The organism is Actibacterium ureilyticum (assembly GCF_002285435.1).
In the GTDB taxonomy this organism is placed as follows: domain Bacteria; phylum Pseudomonadota; class Alphaproteobacteria; order Rhodobacterales; family Rhodobacteraceae; genus Actibacterium_C; species Actibacterium_C ureilyticum.
Genome location: NZ_NSBT01000020.1, coordinates 24,249 through 40,239, shown reverse-complemented (window position 1 = coordinate 40,239; position 15,991 = coordinate 24,249). Strand labels below are relative to the sequence as shown.

Sequence of the window (15,991 nt, the reverse complement as noted above, 5' to 3'; positions counted from 1 at the left end):
GTTGTGAGCGGCCTGTGTCATCGTTGCGCCCCGGCGGGCGCGGCAATCGCGGCCAGCGCCTGTGACAGCGTATCGGCCAGATGCGCCGCCATCGCTTCGGCGCTTTCGGGTGTGTCGATCAGGTCGTTCCGAATTTCGATCATCGTGGTGGGCAGACCCGCCGCCCCGGCATGGCGGGCCAGCGAATAGGTCACCCCATCGGTCGCATCATAGGGCGCGTTCAGCTCCGCGCGATAGCGGCCCCGCGCGGCCTCGATCCGCTGCGCGGCAATGCTGAGCGCGGGGTCCGCATCATGCAGAAAGCCGATTTCGACCGCCCGGCGCTGCCCGTGATAGACCGGCGTGAAACTGTGAACGGTGATCAGGGCAACCGGCCCGCCGGTTCGGGCCGCCTGGGCCGCGATCAGCCCCTGAACCGCGCCATGAAACACGTCATGGATCAGTGTCTGCCGCTGCAACCGCGCCGCCGCATCCAGATCGGCATTGCCGGGCACCGCGAACACCTCGCTTCGGGGCAGGATACAGTCGGGCGCGGTGGGCGGGCGGTTGCAATCATACAAAAGCCGCGACACCCCGCCCGCGACCAGCGGCGCATCCAGCGCATCGGCCAGGCCCCGCGCCACATCCAGCGCACCAATGTCCCAGGCCGCATGCGACACCGCCGCATCCGCGATGAGTCCCAGACCGCCGAACGCTTCGGGGATCGCCGCGCTGGCATGTTCACAGACCAGCACCACCGGCGCGTCCCCGCCGGTGCGGTAGAATACCACCGGTGACCAGGCCTGTGTCATCCCCACCCTTTCCTTCGTCCTGCACCGAAGATTGCAGAGCCACGGCGCGGGTCAAGAATTTTCTGTACTTTCTTCTACACAGCTGCGGTACAGTGTAGAAAATGTAAGCAAGGCAGGGCCAGCCATGCGTGTCCGCGACCGTGTCGACAAACACAAAGCCGATTTCACCCCAGCCGAGCGCCGGATCGTGCCGTTCCTGAAAGACGACGCGCGCGCGATCGAGCTGCAATCGATCACCAAGCTGGCCGATGCCGCCAACGTGTCGACCCCCACCGTGATCCGTCTGGCGCGCAAGCTGGGGTTCGACGGCTTTGCCGACCTGCAAACCGCCATCCGCGCCGAACTGGCCGAGCGCATCAAGCAACCTCTGGCCAAGCTCGAGGCCGAACTGCCCGACGATCAAAGCGGCCATATTGTCACCCGTTTTGCCGAAAAAGCGGTGCAGAACATCAACCAGACCATCGGCCAGCTGGATTTCGCGGCTTTCGACGCGGCGGCGAAGCTGCTGGGCGATCCCGACCGCGCGCTGCATCTGATCGGCGGGCGGATCACCGGGCCGCTGGCGCAATACCTGGCCCATCACCTGCAAATCATCCGCCCCCGGGTCCAGCTTGTCAGCAGCTCGCAGAACCTGTGGCCGCAGACCGTGCTGGACATGGACCGCAACGCCGTCCTGATCATTTTCGACATTCGGCGCTACGAAAAGCAGATGGCGCATCTGGCCGCGCTGGCGGCCGAGCGCGGGGCGCGGATCGTGCTGTTCACCGATCAATGGGGCTCGCCCATCGAACGCATCGCCGATCACTGTTTCCGCGCCATGGTCGAGGCACCCTCGAGCTGGGATTCGACCATGGCGCTGAATTTCCTGGTCGAGTCGCTGATCGCCGAGATCCAGAAACGCAACGCCGATGACAGCGCCCGCCGCATCCGCGAGATGGAAAAGATGATCGGCGCCACGGGTCTGTTCGGGCGCAGCTGAACGGCTCTATTCCAGCTCGTCCATCGCATCGCGCAGGTTCTCGACCCGCTCCAGGTATTTCTGACCCCGGTCGCCCAGGGCGCGGTGGGCCTCGATCGTCAACAGGCGCAGGACCGACATCGCCCCGGCATAGGAATCGGCGAATTGCGGTGTGTCGACCACGCAATCCAGCGTCCATGTCGCGCGGGCCGGGGCGGCGCGGATGGTCTGATCGGCCAGCAGGACGATCTGCGCGCCCTGCGCGGCGACCGCATCCACGGTCTGAACGAAATCGCGCGGACGCCGGCGCAGCCCGACGATGATCGCCAGATCGCCGGGTTCCAGCGCCGAAACCCCTTCGGCCCGGGTCTGGCCGGGCAACAGCATCGGCGCCACACCCGCCCGCATCTGCGCCAGCTGCGCGGTGATGTATTGCGCCAGGAAATGGCTGTTGCGAAAGCCCAGCGTGCGGATGCGCGGTGCCTTGGCGATGGCGGCGCCGATCTCGCGCAGCGCCAACGGGTTCAGCCGCGACAGGGTGGCGTCGATCGACTGCGCCTCTTGCGCGGCCAGAACGGATATGGGATCGGCCCGGTCCGCCCCGCCCGCGCCGGTATAAAGCGGCGAGCCGGTGGCGCGCATCCGCCGGGCCTCTTGCCGCGCCTCGTCGAAATTGGCATAGCCCAGCCGGCGAAAGAACCGGCTGACCGTGGCATTCGACACGCCCGCCTGCTCCGCCAGTTCCGAGGCCGCGAACACCGCCAGTTCCGCCGGGCTGTCCAGAATCGCATCCGCGACCCGGCGCTCGCCATCGGACAGGCCCGCATAGGCCTTGTGAATGCGCCTTGTCATGGCGACACGGCCCGTTTCTGCTGCTTTTTGTGGCATTTCGCGCCTGCGCCTCGTGAAATTATATTTTCATCTTACCGTATCATACGAAAATTGAATTTCATACATGCAACACCTCCTCGGAACCGGAAGATCCGCACCGTGACGGCGATTGCAGACAAGGCCAAAAGATGGAGCCAGCGCGTCAACTGGCTGGTCGAGCGCGTCTGTGTGCTGCTTCTGGCGGTGCTGGTGCTGGATGTGTGGCTGGGCGTTCTGGTGCGCTATGTCATCCCGCTGCCGCTGACATTTACCGAGGAACTGGCGCGGTACCTGATGATCTGGATGGCGCTGCTGGCGGTGTCGTCGGGGATCGCGCATCGCGAGCATATCGGGGTGGACTTCGTATTCTCGCGCCTGCCGGGTCCGGTGCGGCGCTGGCTGGCGGTGGCGTTCGACGTGATCGCCTTCGCCTTCTTCTTTGCGCTCTTCTTCTATGGGATCGGCTTCGCAGCCAAAGGCTTTTCGCGCCTGACGATGATCTATGCCATGCCCAAGGGCTATCCGTTCATGGGCGTGCCACTGGCCGCCGCGATGGCCTGTGTGCAGCTGTTCCTGATCGGGCTGCATGATTTCTTTGCCGAACGCGCCCCGGCCCGCACCGGGGCCACCATCGCGAAACCGGGGGACGATTGATGGGCGCACTGTTGGTGGCGATCGCGTTTTTCGGGCTGATGGCCCTGGGCATGCCGGTGGGGTTCGCCATTGGCGTTGCGGGCGTGGTCGGCATTCTGGATATGGGGCCGCGCTTCATGCAGATGGCGCCGGACCGGGTGTTTGCCGGGCTGGACCTGTTCCCGTTCCTGGCCATGCCGTTCTTCATCCTGGCGGGCGAGATCATGAACCGCTCCGGCATCACCCAGGGTCTGGTGAAGCTGGCCGATGCGCTGGTGGGCTGGATGCGGGGCGGCATGGCCCATTCCAACATGGTGGCCAGCGTCATGTTCGCGGGCATCACCGGGTCGGCCACCGCCGATGCGGCGGCGTTCGGCAACACGCTGGTCCCGGCGATGCAAAAGGCGGGCTATTCCCGCCCCTATGCCGCCGCCGTCACCGCCGCCGGGTCGATCATCGGCCCGACCATCCCGCCATCGACGCTGGCGATCATCTATGGCTCGATCATGGGTGTCTCTATCGCGGGGCTTTTCGCGGCGGGTATCCTGCCGGGGCTGCTGATCTGCGGCCTGTGCATGGGGGTGATCGCCCTGACCGCACGGCGCAAGAACCTGCCGAAGGGCCAGGGGCGCCCGTCGCTCTGCACCGTTTGGGCCGCGCTGCGCGAGGGGTTTCTGGCCGCGCTGCTGCCGGTGTTCATCCTGGGCTCGATCCTGGGCGGCATCGCCACCCCGACCGAGGCCGCGGCCATCGCGGTTGCCTATGCGCTGTTCGTGGGCGGGGTGATCTATCGCGCACTCAGCTGGCGTGACCTGTACCAAATCGCGGTGCGCACGACGCGCATCACCGGGGTCATCTTCCTGATCATCGCCTCGGCCTCGATCCTGGGCTGGTGGATGACGTTCAACCGCATCCCGCAGGCCATTGCCACCGGGTTGCTGTCGGTGTCGGACAACCCGCAGGTGATCATCGGCCTGATCCTGATCCTGCTGCTGCTGATCGGGCTGGTCATGGACATCAATGCCACGCTGATCATCCTGGCCCCGGTGCTGGCGCCGCTGACCGTGCAGATCGGGATGGAGCCGGTGCACGCGGGCATCATGATCATCCTTGCACTGAACATCTCGCTGATGACGCCACCGGTGGGCGCCTGTCTGTTCGTCCTGGCCTCGGTCACCGGCGAAAAGGTCGAGGCGATCACGCGCGAGCTCTGGCCCTTTATCCTGGCCGAGGTCGGCGTGCTGATCATCATCGCCTTCTGGTCCGATCTGACGCTTTTCATACCAAGATTGCTGGGGCTTTGATCCTGGCACACCCATAAATCCAACAGGAGAGGAAATATCATGTCATTGATAAGGAAAGCATCTTTTGCCATCGCCGGGATCTGCCTGGCCGTTCAGGCACAGGCCGCCGATATCACCATCCGGCTGGCCCACCTGAACCCCGAAGACCCGTTCGCCAGCCATTCCGGCGCCATGTCGGCGGTGTTCAAATCGCTGGTCGAATCCAACTCGAACGGCCGGATCGAGGTGCAGCTTTTCCCCAATGGCCAGCTTGGCAAGGATAACGAGGTGATCGACCAGGTTCGTTCGGGCCTGGTGGAAAGCACGATCTCTTCCTCGGGCGGGATGGCGCAGCATTATCCGCTGGTCGGGGTCTTCGACATCCCCTTCGCCTTCCCCAATATCGGCGTCGCGTCAAAGGTCATCACCGATGACAGCACCTTCGGCGAGACATTCATTGCCGATCTTGAGGACAAGACCGGGCTGGAGGTTCTGGGCCTGCTGGATTCGGGTGGCTTCTTTGCCTTTACCTCGGGCAAGGCGCCCATCACCTCGGTCGCGGATATGGACGGTCAGCGCATCCGCACCATGACCCTGCCCACGCACGAGGCGATGATTTCGTCGCTGGGCGGCCAGCCGACCCCCCTTCCCTGGGCCGAGGTCTATACCGCGCTGCAAACCGGCGTGGCCGATGGTCAGATGAACCCGGTGCCGATCATCGCGTTTGCCAAGTTCGACGAGGTGCAGAAATACCTGTCGATCACCAACCACCTGATCACGCCCTATATCTGGACCATGAACGCCGATTTCCTGGCCGGTCTGAGCGACGAGGATCAGTACCTGGTCAAATGGGCCGCTGACGTGGCCACCGATGCGGGCCGGTCGATGAGCCGTGTCATCGAAGCGTCGGACAAGGGGCTGCCGGCGCTGGCGGCCAAGATGGATGTGAACGTCGTCACCGCCGAGGAACAGGCCAAGTTCGCCCAGGCCGCACAACCCGCCGTGCGCGCGCTGATCGCCGAAAAGTTCGGCGACGAAGGCACCGCGATGCTGGATGCGATGCTGGCATCGATCGACGAAGAAAAGACCGATTTCTGATATCAAAGGCCCGGACGCGTTCGTCGTGTCCGGGCCAACGCCCCTGAACGGGGCATCACTTTCGAGGACACAATGACCAGCCAGATCATCCGCGCATCGGGCACAGATTCGACGGACAATTACGCGCTTTGCCCAAACCCGAGGGCCGCGAAAACCAACCCGTGGACGGGCGCGCAGGATGCGATCCTGAACGACGCCAACCTGGCACTGGCCAGCGGCACGATCTCGGGCTGGCCGGGCTATGCCCCCACACCGTTGCATGACCTGCCCGCATTGGCGGCAGAACTGGGCCTGGCCACGCTGCGCTACAAGGACGAGGGCGGGCGGTTCGGGATGGGCAGTTTCAAGGCGCTTGGCGGCGCCTATGCGGTGGCGCGGCTGCTGCAGGCCGAATTCAGCCGGGAACTGGGCCGCCCCGTCACGATGGACGAGGTGACGGGCAAGGCGCATCCCGACCTGGCCGCAGAAATCACCGTCTGTTGCGCGACCGATGGCAATCACGGCCGGTCCGTCGCCTGGGGCGCGCAGACCTTCGGCTGCAACTGCGTGATCTTCATCCACGCCACCGTGTCCGACAGCCGCAAAGAGGCCATCGCCGCCTTTGGCGCCGAGGTGCGGCGATGCGACGGGAACTATGACGACAGCGTGCGCGCGGCACAGGAAACCGCCGACCGCGAAGGATGGTTCGTGGTCTCGGACACCTCCTACGCGGGGTATATGGACATCCCCAAGGACGTGATGCAGGGCTATGAGCTGATGGCGGCCGAGGCTTTCGATCAGATCGACCAGCCGCCCACCCATATCTTTCTGCAGACCGGCGTCGGCGGCATGGCCGCGGCGGTCACGGCGCTGGCGGTGCGCCGCTGGGGTGCGAAGCGGCCAGCCATCGTGCTGTGCGATCCCGACCAGTCGGCCTGTTATCTGGCCTCGTTCCGGGCGGGCATCCCGACGGCCGTCGAAGGCGATCTGGACACGCTGATGGCCGGGCTGGCCTGTGGCGAGGTGTCGGAGCTGGCTTGGACCATCCTGCGCGATCATGCCGACGCGGTTGTCGCGCTCAGCGATGCATCCGCCGTGGCCGCGATGCGGCGGCTGGCCCGCCCCACCGGACAGGACCCCGCCATTGTCGCCGGGGAATCGGCGGTCGCGGGGCTGGCGGGGGTCACCGCGCTGATGCGGGATGCCGATGCGTGCGCCCTGCTGGGTCTGGGCCCCGACGCGCGGATCCTGCTGTTCGGGACCGAGGGCGACACCGATGCCGCCCTTTATACCGAACTGGTCGGCATGACGGCGGCTCAGGTCCGCGCCAGCAACACATGACAGGACAAGAAGCATGAGCAGGCAATTCATCGTCGCGGGCGCGCAACTGGGCCCCATCGCGCGGGACGAACCGCGCGCCTCGGCCGTGGGGCGCATGTGCGCTCTGATGCGCCAGGCGAAAAACCGGGGTGCGGCGCTGGTCGTCTTTCCGGAGCTGGCGCTGACCACGTTCTTTCCCCGCTGGTACATGACCGATGCGGCCGAAATCGACCGCTGGTTCGAATCCCAGATGCCCAATGCCGATACCGCCCCGCTGTTCGACCTGGCGCGCGAGCTGAGGATCGGCTTTCACCTGGGCTACGCCGAACGCACGCCCGAGGGGCAGCATTTCAACACCGCGATCATCGTCTCGGACACGGGCCAGATCGTGGGCAAGTACCGCAAGATCCACCTGCCCGGTCATTCCCAGGATGAACCTTGGCGCCCGTTCCAGCATCTGGAGAAACGCTATTTCGAAAAGGGCGATCTGGGCTTTCCGGTATTCGATCATCGCGGCGGCAAGCTGGGCATGTGCATCTGCAACGACCGGCGCTGGCCCGAAACCTGGCGTGTTCTGGGGCTGGGCGGGGCCGAGCTGGTGATGCTGGGCTATAACACGCCGCTGCATTACCCCCCGGCGCCCGAACATGACCACCTGCAATATTTCCATAACGAGCTGTCGATCCAGGCGGGCTGCTATCAGAACGGTCTGTGGGCCGTCGCCGTCGCCAAGGCCGGGATGGAAGAGGGCAGCGAACTGATCGGCGGCAGCGTCATCGTCGCCCCCACGGGCGAGGTCGTGGCCCGCGCCGCGACCAATGGCGACGAGCTGATCACCGCCGCCGTCGATCTGGACCGCTGTCAGGAGATTCGGCGCAACATCTTCAACTTCGCCCTGCACCGCGAGCCGCAGGACTATGCCCCGATCACCGCGCCCAAGGGTTAGGGCAGCGCGATATCGACCCAGACCAGCCGGTGGCGCGAGGCATGGCTGGCCGCACTCTCGCCCTCGGGCCAGACCACACCGGCATCCAGCACCCGCAGATCGGCCGAGGGCAGGACATAGTCCACCCGCAGATTGCCGGGCTGACCATCGGGCCAGTCGACCGTGTCGCGTTCCGGCGGGCCGCGATGATCGGCATCGGCATGCGCGCGCCCACCCGCGCTTTCGGGGCGCGGGTCCTGCAACCGGGGGTCGGCCAGCAGCGCCCGGATCGCCGGTTTGCGCCCGTCGCCATCGACCGGGTCCAGATTGGCATCGCCCATGATGACAAAGGCACCGTCGGGCGGATCCGCCCCCGGAATCGCCCCGTCCAGAAACAGCGACCACAACCCGATTTCGGCGGCATTGCGCAGGCCGTTGCGATCCTCGGGACCATCAAAGACCGGCGGCGTGGCGTGAAAGGTCATCACCGTCAGGCGCGTGTCGCCGACCCGGACCGGCACCGCCCAATGCCCAACCGATGACAGCCGCTGGATCGCGTAAACCGCCTGGGACGGGAAAAGCGCGCCATCGCGTTCCGGCAACACCGCGCCCGGCAGATCCGCCCACAACAGGTCGCTGAAATCCTGAACCCCGTCGCGGTCGATCGGGTGGCGCGACAGGATCGCCATCCCCTCAGCCCCCGGGAACCGCCCGAACCCCTGGGCGTCGCGCCAGCCATCGGTCCGGCCGTCGCCGTCGTGATCCAGACCCGTGCGCATCCCGCTGTTGGGACGCAGCGCCAACAGATGCGGATAGCTCAGCCCCGCCTCGGCCAAGGCGCCCGCCAGCGCCTTGAGCGCCGCGCGGTCGTGATCCCAATCGACACCCTGCAGCGCCAGAATATCGGGCCGCGCGCCGGCGATCACATCGACCACCGCCAGGATCTGGGGATCGTCGCCCTTGCGGATATCGCGCAACAGCACACCCGGCCCCTTGCGGGACAATTCGGAGTTAAAGGTCGCAACCCGCAACGTGTCGGCCTGTGCCGCCGTGGCGGCGCAAACGGTCAGGATCAGGCTGGCAGCAGATCCGATTCGTGTTGTGGTGCGGCGCGGCGGCGTTGCTCGCGGATCATGTCGGCGATCCGGGCAATCGCGATCCCGCGCATGAAAAGACTTGCCGGAAGAAGCGCCCATGCCGTCACCGTCCAGATCATGGTTTGCGGATTGTTCAGTGTGACCGGTTCGAACACGACGGTCGCGGCGCGGACGACGGCGGGGATGAGGAACGGCAGCAGGAACCCCAGCGCCACGTTCAACCGTGCATCCCGCGACAGCCGGTCGACCACGTCGCCGCCAGCGGTGGGATCGAATGTGGGCAGGTTGACCCAGACATTGAACGACCCGTTGCGCACCGGCCAGTGATTGACCCGGATATGCACCGCAAAGATCGCAAGCGACAGCAACGAGATGAAATAGCTCATGCCCGCAGCGGTACGCACCATGACGACCTGTTGCATGGTCGTCTGGTCCGACAGCATCAGGACGACCAGACGCACCGGGCTATAGGGGAAATCGATCGCCTCGCCCAGGATCGCGCCGACGGTCTGGATGAACAATGCGGTCGCGCTCAGCTCGCTCTGGCCACGGGTGATGATCGTCAGCAGGAACACGGTGATGAACATCGCCCCGAACCGGATCCGGTTGAAGGGCGGCGCATCGCGGAATTCGACCAGGCCGGGATAGGTCGCGGAATATTCGAAAATGGTCAGCGCCGCGGCAAAGATCGCGACAAGAGCGACGATCTGCGTCGAGTCAGCTGAAACGCCCGGCAACAGCAAAGACGGCGTTGCAACCAGCAACACCACCAACACCGCGCGCACGAATGCGCCTATCACCTGAGCGATCACTGCCCTCAATCTCCCAACTGGTCGAACACGGTAAACAACCGTGCCCTCGTCCCACCGGGTACCTGCTCTTTTTGGCAAGCTGCCATTTTTGAGTAACCTTTGCCCGTGAAGCCAAAATCCGGCAAGACGCAAGGTAAAACAAACGCCTCCATTGGGGCATTTTCGTGGAAAAACTGTCGCGACAATGCATCATTAGACGATCAAAAAAGGGCTGCCCTATGGGGCAGCCCAACATGTTGTGGATTTGGAAACAATTACACCCACGGGCGTGCGGCGCTTGCCTCATTCTCGAACGAGTCGATGGCAGCGGCCTTTTCCAGGGTCAGGCCGATATCGTCCAACCCGTTCAAAAGGCAGTGCTTTCTGAACGGATCGACCTCGAAGCTGAAGACCTCGCCATCCGATGTGGTGATCGACTGATCCTCAAGGTCCACGGTCATACGGGCGTTCTGGCCCTTTTCCGCGTCCTTCATCAGGATATCGACCTGCTCTTGCGGCAGCACGATCGGCAGGATGCCGTTCTTGAAACAGTTGTTGAAGAAGATGTCGGCAAAGCTGGGCGCGATCACGCAGCGAATCCCGAAATCCTTGATCGCCCAGGGGGCGTGCTCGCGGCTGGACCCGCAACCGAAATTGTCGCCCGCGACCAGGATCTCGGCCGCGCGATAGGCCGGCTGGTTCAGGACGAAATCGGGGATCTCTTTACCGTCGGAGTCATAGCGCATCTCGTCGAACAGGTTCACACCCAGACCCGAGCGCTTGATCGTTTTCAGAAACTGTTTGGGAATGATCATGTCGGTGTCGACATTGATCAGCGGCAGCGGCGCCGCCACACCGGTGATTTTTGTGAACTTGTCCATGCCAGTCTCCTTTCAGACAAGGGCATTAATCACGCCCCGCCGTTGGAAACAAGCCTTCTGCGGTGGATTTCGGCCACCGGACCTCAGATCTGATAGACCGCGAACACCACAAGACCCAGCGCCGCGATGGGCATCAGACGGCGCAGCGGGGCGGTCAACCGGGTCAATCCCCAGGCCGCGAGCGCGGCCACACCCTGCGGCGGCTCCCAGGTCATCGGCTCGGCCGTATCGATATGTTCCAGGAAATCGTTCATGTCGAAAGCGCCGAAATCCTCGCCGCTCAGGTCATGACTGCCCAGGTTCACCGTCAGCGCATTGATCACGTAAAGGCGGGCATCCTCGTCGGTTTCGGGATAGAACCCATCGGGCGCGCCGCTGGCAAAAGTCGTCAGGCCAAAGCCCGAATCCAGAAAATACTGCCGCACCTTCTCGGACGCACCGGCCAGCGCCTCTGCCGTTTCCCGGTTCCGGAACAAGGCGATCTTGTTTCCGGCATTGGTGTGGGCCACGCCCACGTCGTTCAGAACCCCCTGTGTGGTGGCACTGTCTTTGCCACCCTCACCGCCCAGCGCGAACATATCGAAATCATATTTCAAAGACATCGCACAAACCCATTCCGTACTTCCCATTGTTTCTGAACTAGAATCGAAATGAGGACTCTCTGTGGCAAAACCATGCATCGATCTGGGCAGCGCCACACTCTTGCCAAGCTCGGCACCGCTTGGTCTAACCGGGGCAACCGCTGCGGAGGGGATCATGGTCGACATCGCGACACGCGTTTACAATCACAAATGGAAAATCGACCCGATCGTGCGGTCGCTGATCGACACGGATTTCTATAAGTTGTTGATGTGTCAGTCTGTTTTCCGCAACCGCGCCGACACAAACGTCACCTTCAGCCTGATCAACCGGACCAAATCCATCCGCTTGGCCGACCTGATCGACCAGGGCGAGCTGCGCGAGCAGCTGGACCATATCCGCACCCTGCGCCTGACCCGTGGCGAAAGCACCTGGCTGCGCGGCAACACCTTTTACGGCAAGCGGCAGATGTTCCGGTCCGATTTCATGGAGTGGTTCGAATCCCTGCAACTGCCGCCCTACCACCTGGAAAAACGCGACGGCCAGTACGAGCTGACCTTCGAAGGCAAATGGCCCGAGGTCATGCTGTGGGAGATCCCGGCGCTGGCCGTGCTGATGGAGCTGCGAAGCCGCGCCGTCATGGGCCCGATGGGCAAGTTCGAGCTTCAGGTGCTTTATGCCCGCGCCATGACCAAGCTGTGGGAAAAGGTCGAACGCCTGCGCGCCTATCCCGATCTGCGCATTGCCGATTTCGGCACCCGCCGGCGCCATTCCTTTCTGTGGCAGGACTGGTGCGTTCAGGCCATGACCGAGGGGCTGGGCCGGTCCTTTGTCGGCACCTCGAACTGCCGGATCGCCAAGAGCCGCGACCTCGAGGCGATCGGGACCAACGCCCACGAACTGCCCATGGTCTATGCCGCGCTGGCCCGCGACGACACCGAACTGGCCCGCGCCCCCTATGACGTGCTGTCGGACTGGCATGACGAGCATTCCGGCAACCTGCGCATAATCCTGCCCGACACCTATGGCACCAAGGGGTTCCTGAACCGCGCGCCCGACTGGCTGACGAAATGGACGGGGATTCGCATCGACAGCGGCGACCCCGCCGCCGGGGCCGAAACCGCCATCGACTGGTGGACATCCCGCGGCGAGGACCCGCGCGAGAAGCTGGTGATCTTTTCCGACGGGCTGGACGAGCAGAAGATCATCGAGCTTTACACCCAATTCGCCGGCCGCGTGAAACCCAGCTTCGGCTGGGGCACATTGCTGACCAACGACTTCCGCGGCCTGGTCCCCGACGACGCCCTGGCGCCGTTCTCACTGGTCTGCAAAGCCATCAGCGCCGACGGCCAACCCACGGTGAAGCTTTCGGACAACCCGAACAAGGCGATGGGCCCGGCGGACGAAGTCGCCCGTTATAAGCGTGTGTTCGGGGTCGGGGAGCAGGAGGCAATGGAGGTTGTGGTTTAGGGTCATTTCTCCCTATGGTGGAGTGCCGACCACCTTTGGAAGAACGACATCATGGTTTGTAGGGTTATTCTGCCGCGCCAGTTCAGAGCACCCGAACTCTTTCCCCAGGTGCAGCGAGAGTTTGGAAGACTTGAACGAATACCTAATCATGTTCAATTCGACTTTAGTCAGCTGCAGTTTGCGAGGCCATCCGGCGTTGTTTTTCTTAGCAATCTTACCCGCTATCTGAGACGCAATGGTTGCAGAGTGACCTACTGCGGCCTAGATCCAAGCCGCGATCCGATAGCATACATGGATGACTCGTTGTTCTTCGAGCAGCACTGCGGTCGCCGGCTTTTAGACAGTTCTCAACCAAGACCCACTACCAGGCCTCTGATGGAAATCAGACATACTGAAGTACACGGTTGGATCGGTTTTCAGTTAATCCCTTGGCTCTCGGCCAGTTCTGGCGTTCCAGAAACGGAGTTAGCGGAGTTTCGTACATGCATGTCTGAACTATTTAACAACATCCAAGACCATACCGAGTATGATGTCGGGAGCGTATTTGCTCAATGGTATCCGCAAGAACACAAACTTGAGATCGTCGTGGCAGATTTTGGTTCTGGGATACCGCGAACAGTTAGGACAGTTGAAGCAATTGATAGCGACGCCAACGCGATCTTAAGATCTTTCGATGAAGGATTTTCTGCAAAAAGCAGGCCCACAAACAGAGGAGCCGGACTACATTACTTGCGTCAAAATGTGCTCGACAACCTTGGTGGAAACCTACGAGTGCATTCTGGGAGCGGTGTAGTTCGTTTCGAAAAGAATGGAAATTCTCACCAAGTTAAACTATGTGAAGGTAGTGGATTTTGCCCCGGGACTATGGTTGAACTCGAGATCCGCACGGATCGTATAGAGTTTGATGAAGTCAACGATGGAAGCTTCGAATGGTAGTTGTGGTTAAAGATTTGGTCAGCTCTTGCGACACCAACTATGACGGTATGGTGGTCCACAAGCATGTTTTGTCAGCGCTTCATGGCACCGACTCTGTCGTCGTAGACTTCAGCGGCATCCCGAACGTAACCTCTTCCTTTGTAAACTGCGCGTTTGTAGCGTTACTTCAGGACTTTGACTTCGCACAAATTCGATCGCGCCTGCATCTTCAGAATGTTAACAGACAGATTGGGAATCTGGTCAGAGACCGGATGAAAAAGGAAGCGGCAACAGTAGCCTGAGTGGAGTGAGTTTCTATCACATGCCAATCTAAAGGAGCCGTTGAATTTTCCTACGCCTCTGGCGCTCGACGCAGCTCCGAACCAACCGTCCAACCCACCCCCCTTTGGTCCACCTTCCCCACCCCGCGCAACCCGGGCATCATCCCATCGACATTCCGGGGAGGGTCGAGATGGAAAACTACGCCGAGTTGATGTTTCAGGGCCGTGTGGCCGAGTTGCAGAAGGCCGATGGCGGCTATGACAGGTATCGCGCGACCTATGCGCGGCGGACGAAATCGGGGTTGGGGCCGGACGAGGTGGGCTTCATCCAGTCGCGTGAGAGCTTTTATATCGCCAGCGTCACGCCCGATGGCTGGCCCTATGTCCAGCATCGTGGCGGGCCGGCGGGGTTTCTGGCGGCCATCGGCCCTGCGCGCATTGCCTGTCTGGATTATGTCGGTAACCGGCAGTTCATCACCATGGGTCATGTCGCGCAGGACCCGCGGGTGTCGCTGTTCCTGATGGATTACATGAACCGCGCCCGGCTGAAAATTCAGGGCCGCGCCAGCCTGTTGCCGCTGGATCAGGCCGAGCCTGAGGTGCTGGCGAAATTCCAGCCCCAGGGCACCCCGGCAGAGCGGCTACTGGTTGTCGATGTGGTGGCGCTGGACTGGAACTGTCCGAAATACATCCCGCCCTTGGTGCCGGTGCAGGTCGCGAATGACGCCACCGATGCCTATACCGCCGAGCTGCGCGCCGAGAACGAGGCGCTCAAGGCCGAGCTGGCGGCGTTGAAGGCGCGTTAATCGCCCCGCCCGACGCTGCCGCGCATCTTCTTCACCTCGCCCCGGACCTTCTTGGCCTTGATCCGGCGCTCGACCGACCCCTTGGTTGGGCGCGTCTTGATCCGGCGCTTGGGCACCACGGTTGCCTTCTGGATCAGCTCGGCCAGGCGTTCGCGGGCGATCTCGCGGTTGCGGGCCTGATGGCGGGTGGTGTCGACCTGAATCACCACCGCCCCGTCCTTGGTCCAGCGCCGCCCGGCCAGCCGCTGCAATCGGCGCTTCACGGGCTCGGGCAAGTTGGGGGACCGCGCGGCCTCGAACCGCAGTTCGACCGCTGAACTGACCTTGTTCACGTTCTGCCCGCCGGGGCCCGACGCGCGCATGAATTGCTCGGTCAGTTCCCAGTCTTCGATGGTGATTTCGTCGGTCACATGCAGCATGGCGTCATCTTGAACGAAAAGGGCTGTCCAGATCAGACAGCCCTTCGAGATCTTTGGGAGATGGTCGGTTAGAGCCACGCCCAATCAGAAGTGTTCGGTCTTTCGGTTTGCCTTCAGACCACGGCCCCTCTGACTGTCCTGATCCCTCTCTCCAACATCACTCTAGACACTGGACCACCTCCTTTCTGCTGTTGCCGTTATCCACAGCCTGCCACAGATATGGTGTGTGTCAAATCTTTTTACGCAAGTTCTGCGATCAAACGCCTAGTAATCAGGCGAAATGGGACGAGCGCGATCAAAGCAAGGGCGAGTTTCACACACCAATCCGCCACGGCCAGCGAAATCCACAGCGGCACCACCGGACCGGCCCCGAGAAGCGGCAGCGCCTCTTGCGCCCAGCCGGTATCGTTGGCGGGTTCGATGAAGCTCAGCATCGACGAAAACGCGATGGTGAAGAACAGCGCGGTGTCCACGGCGGACCCCACAAGCGTCGAGGCCAGCGGCGCTTTCCACCACGCCCCGCCGCGCAGCCGGTCGAAGATCGCCACATCCATCAGCTGTGCCGTCAGGAACGCCAGGCCAGAGCCCAACGCGATGCGCAGCGTCACCAGCGGACCGAATTCGCCGATGATCTGCGTGCCGATGAACGAACAGATCAGACCGACAACGAACCCCGCAAACACCACCCGCCGCGCGGCCGCCGCGCCATAGACACGGTTCATCACGTCGGTGACCAGAAAGGCCAGCGGATAGGTGAACGCGCCCCAGGTCAGCCATTGGCCGAACAGGAACTGCACCAGGATGTTCGAGGCCACGACAATGGCGGCCATGGCAAGAATGCCGGGAAGGTGGATGCGGGTCATGTGCGTGATCCGTTTTGACAAGGTCGCGGAAA

General features: G+C 62.8%; 18 protein-coding genes. 10 read left to right on the top strand and 8 right to left on the bottom strand.

The features are described from left to right. Positions 1-17: 17 nt before the first annotated feature. Entirely contained in the window at positions 18-791 is a 774-nt protein-coding gene (locus CLM60_RS04945) for an N-formylglutamate amidohydrolase (protein ID WP_095588066.1), read from the bottom strand. Between the two features lie 124 nt (positions 792-915). On the opposite strand from CLM60_RS04945, the gene CLM60_RS04940 reads away from it, so the two are divergent. Beyond that, entirely contained in the window at positions 916-1,770 is an 855-nt protein-coding gene (locus CLM60_RS04940; protein ID WP_095588065.1) for a MurR/RpiR family transcriptional regulator, read from the top strand. Positions 1,771-1,776: 6 nt separating this feature from the next. Here CLM60_RS04940 and CLM60_RS04935 read toward each other — a convergent pair whose 3' ends face one another. Next, the gene (locus tag CLM60_RS04935; protein WP_245848215.1) at positions 1,777-2,601 is read right to left on the bottom strand and encodes a MurR/RpiR family transcriptional regulator; all 825 of its coding nucleotides are present in this window, start codon (positions 2,599-2,601) and stop codon (positions 1,777-1,779) included. 138 nt (positions 2,602-2,739) lie between these two features. Here CLM60_RS04935 and CLM60_RS04930 point away from each other — a divergent pair, with 138 nt between their 5' ends. From CLM60_RS04930 to CLM60_RS04910, 5 genes are all read left to right on the top strand, one after another. Further along, a complete protein-coding gene (locus tag CLM60_RS04930; RefSeq protein ID WP_095588063.1) occupies positions 2,740-3,273 on the top strand; it encodes a TRAP transporter small permease in 534 nt (177 codons plus the stop codon). Further along, positions 3,273-4,556 (top strand): TRAP transporter large permease, encoded by a 1,284-nt coding sequence (locus tag CLM60_RS04925; protein ID WP_245848213.1) that lies wholly within the window; start codon positions 3,273-3,275, stop codon positions 4,554-4,556. The genes CLM60_RS04930 and CLM60_RS04925 overlap by 1 nt, the downstream gene beginning before the upstream one ends. A gap of 39 nt (positions 4,557-4,595) precedes the next feature. Continuing rightward, positions 4,596-5,633 (top strand): TRAP transporter substrate-binding protein, encoded by a 1,038-nt coding sequence (locus tag CLM60_RS04920; RefSeq protein WP_095588062.1) that lies wholly within the window; start codon positions 4,596-4,598, stop codon positions 5,631-5,633. Between the two features lie 72 nt (positions 5,634-5,705). Continuing rightward, positions 5,706-6,953: a diaminopropionate ammonia-lyase gene (locus tag CLM60_RS04915; RefSeq protein WP_095588061.1), complete on the top strand. Its 1,248-nt coding sequence runs from the start codon at positions 5,706-5,708 to the stop codon at positions 6,951-6,953. Positions 6,954-6,966: 13 nt separating this feature from the next. Next, on the top strand, positions 6,967-7,878 hold the full coding sequence (locus CLM60_RS04910; RefSeq protein WP_095588060.1) for an N-carbamoyl-D-amino-acid hydrolase: 912 nt from the start codon (positions 6,967-6,969) through the stop codon (positions 7,876-7,878). Here CLM60_RS04910 and CLM60_RS04905 read toward each other — a convergent pair. The 4 genes from CLM60_RS04905 to CLM60_RS04890 all read right to left on the bottom strand — a co-directional run bounded on the left by CLM60_RS04905 (position 7,875) and on the right by CLM60_RS04890 (position 11,228). After that, entirely contained in the window at positions 7,875-8,840 is a 966-nt protein-coding gene (locus CLM60_RS04905; protein WP_245848210.1) for an endonuclease/exonuclease/phosphatase family protein, read from the bottom strand. The genes CLM60_RS04910 and CLM60_RS04905 overlap by 4 nt on opposite strands. Positions 8,841-8,929: 89 nt before the next feature. Then, positions 8,930-9,739, bottom strand: coding sequence for a hypothetical protein (locus tag CLM60_RS04900; protein ID WP_245848208.1), 810 nt, complete (start codon positions 9,737-9,739; stop codon positions 8,930-8,932). 281 nt (positions 9,740-10,020) lie between these two features. Then, complete coding sequence (gene leuD / locus CLM60_RS04895; protein ID WP_095588058.1) at positions 10,021-10,626, bottom strand: 3-isopropylmalate dehydratase small subunit; 606 nt, start codon at positions 10,624-10,626, stop codon at positions 10,021-10,023. A gap of 83 nt (positions 10,627-10,709) precedes the next feature. Next, the gene (locus CLM60_RS04890; RefSeq protein WP_095588057.1) at positions 10,710-11,228 is read right to left on the bottom strand and encodes a hypothetical protein; all 519 of its coding nucleotides are present in this window, start codon (positions 11,226-11,228) and stop codon (positions 10,710-10,712) included. A gap of 154 nt (positions 11,229-11,382) precedes the next feature. Between CLM60_RS04890 and pncB the strand changes: the two genes are divergently transcribed. The 4 genes from pncB (at position 11,383) to CLM60_RS04870 (ending at position 14,677) form a co-directional block, all read left to right on the top strand. Continuing rightward, positions 11,383-12,675 carry a nicotinate phosphoribosyltransferase gene (gene pncB / locus CLM60_RS04885; protein WP_095588056.1) on the top strand — a complete coding sequence of 431 codons (1,293 nt, stop codon included), beginning with the start codon at positions 11,383-11,385 and terminating at the stop codon, positions 12,673-12,675. Positions 12,676-12,966: 291 nt separating this feature from the next. Continuing rightward, positions 12,967-13,611 (top strand): ATP-binding protein, encoded by a 645-nt coding sequence (locus CLM60_RS04880; protein WP_176473791.1) that lies wholly within the window; start codon positions 12,967-12,969, stop codon positions 13,609-13,611. Next, complete coding sequence (locus CLM60_RS04875; protein WP_141246463.1) at positions 13,605-13,892, top strand: STAS-like domain-containing protein; 288 nt, start codon at positions 13,605-13,607, stop codon at positions 13,890-13,892. Before CLM60_RS04880 ends, CLM60_RS04875 begins: the two co-directional genes overlap by 7 nt. A 170-nt stretch (positions 13,893-14,062) precedes the next feature. Beyond that, a complete protein-coding gene (locus CLM60_RS04870) occupies positions 14,063-14,677 on the top strand; it encodes a pyridoxamine 5'-phosphate oxidase family protein (protein WP_095588055.1) in 615 nt (204 codons plus the stop codon). Here the strand turns inward: CLM60_RS04870 and arfB are convergent. Further along, positions 14,674-15,096: an alternative ribosome rescue aminoacyl-tRNA hydrolase ArfB gene (arfB, locus tag CLM60_RS04865; protein ID WP_095588222.1), complete on the bottom strand. Its 423-nt coding sequence runs from the start codon at positions 15,094-15,096 to the stop codon at positions 14,674-14,676. The genes CLM60_RS04870 and arfB overlap by 4 nt on opposite strands. Positions 15,097-15,335: 239 nt before the next feature. After that, entirely contained in the window at positions 15,336-15,959 is a 624-nt protein-coding gene (locus CLM60_RS04860) for a queuosine precursor transporter (RefSeq protein WP_095588054.1), read from the bottom strand. Positions 15,960-15,991 lie beyond the last annotated feature (32 nt).